This is a genomic window from Mycobacterium sp. IDUB_19 (genome assembly GCF_055419445.1).
In genome coordinates this window covers 1-1,777 of the sequence record NZ_JBVAXR010000130.1, presented here as the reverse complement: position 1 = coordinate 1,777, position 1,777 = coordinate 1, and the positions used below count along the sequence as shown (strand labels likewise).

Here is a 1,777-nt window from a genome sequence, read left to right as displayed (position 1 = left end):
CCCATCGCCGGTCACACCCAGGCGGTGAACAGCGTCTCGTTCAGCCCCGATCGACACCGCGTCGTATCATCCTCTGACGACGGTCTCTTGCGGTTGTGGCCGGCACCTCCCAAGGAGGAATGGGTAACGCTGTTGTGCGACAAGCTTTCTGCCAACATGACCCATGCGGAGTGGAACAAGTGGGTGTCGCCGAACATCGGGTACGTCAAGGTGTGTGCGGACCTTCCCGATCCGCCCAGCGCTTAGTCGGCGTAGTCACGCGTCGACGTGACGGGTGAGGGTACCGCAGGAGAGGATATGAACATGCGGGCTCTGCGCTTCAACGAATTCGGCGACCCCAGCGTCCTGCACATCGCGGATCTGCCCGACCCGCGCGCCACATCGCAGGAGGCGGTGATCCGCGTCGAAGCGGCGTCGGTCAACCCCTCGGACGTGAAAAACGTTGCCGGCCAGATGGACTGGACTGTGCTGCCGCGTATCCCCGGACGCGACTTTGCTGGGGTAGTCGTCACCGGCCCACCCGAATGGGAAGGCGCCAGAGTGTGGGGCACCGGCGGGGACGTCGGGTTCACCCGCGACGGCTCCCACGCCGAGCTGATCTCGGTGCCGGTCGAAGCCCTGGCCCGGAAACCCGAACGACTGAGCTTCGACGAGGCCTCCACCGTCGGCGTCAACTTCGTGGTCGCCTGGTACGGCGCGGTGGAAACAGCACAACTGAAGGCTGGAGAAACGATTGCCATCTTCGGCATCTCCGGGGGAGTGGGCGGCGCCGTCGCCCAGATCGCCCACGCGCTCGGCGCCACGGTGATCGGCGTGGGTCGTCGCAAACCCGGAGCGGAAACGCCCGCCGCCAATGCCATCGACGACTTCGTCCTCTTCGATCCCGACACCGACGTCGCCGCCGATATCAAACGAGCCAACAAAGGCAAGGGCGTCGACGTCGTGTACGACGCGGTCGGCGGCGTGACCACGGCGGCCGCGCTGGCCGCACTGGCCCATCGCGGCAGGCTGGTGGTCATCAGCGCCATCGGCCCGTCAAAGGTCGAAATCGATCTAAAAGACTTGTACCACAATGAGACCCGGATCCTCGGCGTTGACAGCGGCAAACTCAGCGTCGTCGACTCCGCGCGAATACTTCAGAAAATGTTGCCCTACTTCGAATCCGGAGAGTTCCGGCCACTCCCCATCGCCGCCCGGTACCCCCTTGACCAGAGCGCAGCCGCCTACCGCGCGGTCGCCGGCGGCATCGCCGGCCGCGTCGTGATCAACCCCTGAAAGGCACCGCCATGGCAACCAGCCTGACCGAACAAACGATCACCGAAGTCGTGCAAAAAACCTTCGACACGTCCACCGACGAACGCTTCCGGCAGCTGTTCGTCAGCATGGTGCAGCACCTGCACGACTTCGCCCGCGAGGTGCGGCTGACCGGCGACGAGTGGTTCACCGCGATGGACTTCATCGAACGGCTCGGCAAGATCTCCAGCCCGACACGTCAAGAGGTGGTGCTGCTCTCCGACATCCTCGGCCTGTCGATGCTGCTGGACACGATGAATGAGAACCCCGGCGGCTCGGCCACCGACTCCGCGCTGCTGGGCCCGTTCTACGTCGAAGGCCGTCCGACCGCCCCTAACGGCGCCGACATCGCCAACGGCGTCGCGGGCACACCGATGTTCGTCACCGCCCGTGTCGTCGACGAACAGGGCAGGCCGATCGCCGGCGCGCATGTCGACACCTGGCACAGCGACGGCACCGGGTTCTACGACGTGCAGATGACCGA

3 protein-coding genes are annotated in these 1,777 nt (G+C 65.3%); all 3 read left to right on the top strand.

Going from position 1 to position 1,777, the window contains the following annotated elements:
- On the top strand, nucleotides 1-246 hold a 246-nt coding region (locus tag ACZY0B_RS27365; protein ID WP_463767358.1), incomplete at its 5' end, for a hypothetical protein.
- A gap of 57 nt (nucleotides 247-303) precedes the next feature.
- Nucleotides 304-1,275 (top strand): quinone oxidoreductase family protein, encoded by a 972-nt coding sequence (locus tag ACZY0B_RS27360; protein ID WP_463767357.1) that lies wholly within the window; start codon nucleotides 304-306, stop codon nucleotides 1,273-1,275.
- Nucleotides 1,276-1,286: 11 nt separating this feature from the next.
- Nucleotides 1,287-1,777: dioxygenase (locus ACZY0B_RS27355; protein WP_463767356.1), on the top strand; the 491-nt coding region annotated here is incomplete at its 3' end.

What these genes read in the sequence shown, in the direction of transcription:
- ACZY0B_RS27360 (WP_463767357.1), top strand. Translation starts at nt 304, where the DNA reads ATGCGGGCTCTGCGCTTCAACGAATTCGGCGACCCCAGCGTCCTGCAC.